This window comes from Leucobacter soli (assembly GCF_042659205.1).
GTDB lineage: Bacteria > Actinomycetota > Actinomycetes > Actinomycetales > Microbacteriaceae > Leucobacter > Leucobacter soli.
Window position 1 is genome coordinate 1 of record NZ_JBHSRW010000340.1, and the last position, 1,733, is coordinate 1,733.

At 71.5% G+C, this 1,733-nt stretch carries 2 protein-coding genes; both read right to left on the reverse strand.

Features of this window, described 5'->3' with window-relative positions; genetic code table 11:
* Positions 1 to 1,181: MFS transporter (locus tag ACFPZL_RS12885; RefSeq protein WP_382335762.1), on the reverse strand; the 1,181-nt coding region annotated here is incomplete at its 3' end.
* Positions 1,182 to 1,240: 59 nt separating this feature from the next.
* On the reverse strand, positions 1,241 to 1,733 hold a 493-nt coding region (locus ACFPZL_RS12890; protein ID WP_382335764.1), incomplete at its 5' end, for a DUF6264 family protein.

A 1,733-nucleotide genomic window follows, 5' to 3' on the forward strand; every position in this document is an offset into this window, starting at 1 on the left:
TCTGTGTCGGCCTCCGGCCCAGCGGGAGCAACGCGTTCTCGTGCGCCGCCCGCTGCGTCGTGGCTGATCACGTCCGGCAGCATGGCCAGCGGCAGCGCCTGCAGGCCGGCGTAGGCGGCCCCGGCGAGGGCGACCGGGGCGACCACCCACCACCCGGGGGACCAGAGCATGGCGACGAGCAGTACCGTGGCGATGAGGAAGAGGAGCGTCGCCAGGCGGTACGCCCGCTCCTTGCCGATGCGGTCGGCGACGATCCGCCAGATCGGGGTGACGAGCAGCGCCGGCGCGATCAGCGCGAGGAACAGCGCGGTGACCGCGCGTTCGTCACGCAGCACCCAGGCGGCGACGAACTGCGCGCCCGCGAGCATGAGCCCGGTCGCGAGCCCCTGCAGCATGAACGTGCCGAGCAGTGCGCGGAACGGCTGGCTGTCGCGAAGCGCGGCGAAGCCCTCCCGGTAGTGGCGCACCGAGAGCGGCCCGGGGCGCGGTGCCTGATCCCTGGTCGACGCGGGCAGCGGGGCCTGGCGAGGCGCCACCGACGCTCCGATGACCAGGCCGGTGCACAGCAGCAGCGCCGCCGCGATCGCCATCACGAGGTAGCCGAGCGCGGAGTCGTCGGGGAACATGCCGCGGATCTCGGGGCCACCTGCTCCGAAGATCAGGATCGCGAGCGTCAGCACGACGACGCGCCAGGTGAGCAGCCGGGTGCGCTCCCGGTAGCCGCTCGTCAATTCGGCGGGGAGGGCGATGTACGGCACCTGGAACAGGCTGAAGAAGGTCGCCGCGGCGACGAACGCGACGAGCACCCAGATCGCGGATGCGGCCGGTGTCAGCCCCGTCGGCACGGCGAAGGTGAGGATGAAGGCGATCGGGAGCCCGATGGCGCCGATCAGCATGGGCCCGCGGCGAGTCCCGTTCAGCGCGAGGGCGCGGTCGCTGAGTCCGCCGATGATCGGGTCGATCAGCACGTCCCACACCTTCGCGAGGGTGACGACCAGCCCGGCGACGATCGCCGTGACGCCCAGGGAATCGGTCAGGTAGTAGACGAGCACCAGGCCGGGGAGCGTGCCGAAGCCGCCCGTACCGAGCGAGCCCGTGGCGTAGCGAGCGATCAGACCGCGCGGCAGTCGCGGGGTCCGGTCCGCATCCCCGGGTGCAGACGAACTCGACGCTGAAGTCATGACTCACAGCGTATCGTCACCCCGCCGGGGGCCGCAGCGGCCTCCGGCGCGCGCCGCATCTACGGTGTGGAGCTGCTCATCCCCGAGAGGTAATCGATCAGCTTCGCCGTGGCGGAGGGATCGGAGAGCACCTGGATCAGCTCGGGCGCCTGGTTCAACGCGAAGGCCGTGAACGCGAATACGACGATGAACGCGATCGCCGCGGCGGCGAGCGGCACCCAGAACGCGAGCTTGCGGTGCCGCATGCGCTGGATCGAGTAGATGAGCGCGATCGCGTAGACGGCGAGGACGATCAGCGCACCGACCGTTCCGAGGGTGCTCACCGCGGCCGGAACGACGAAGCCCTCGATCGCGAGCGCATCGCCGAGGAGGGCGAGACTGTTCGGCAGCTGCTGCAACGAGGCCGCGGAGTACAGGGCGCCGAGCGCCCCGATGGCGAGCAGCACGATGGTGACGATGCGGTCGCCCAGACGCGGATTCGCCGCGCGCGGCCGCGGCTGCGGCGGCAGTTGCGGTGCTTCGCCGCGGTAGTGCTGCTGCCCACCGGCGTCC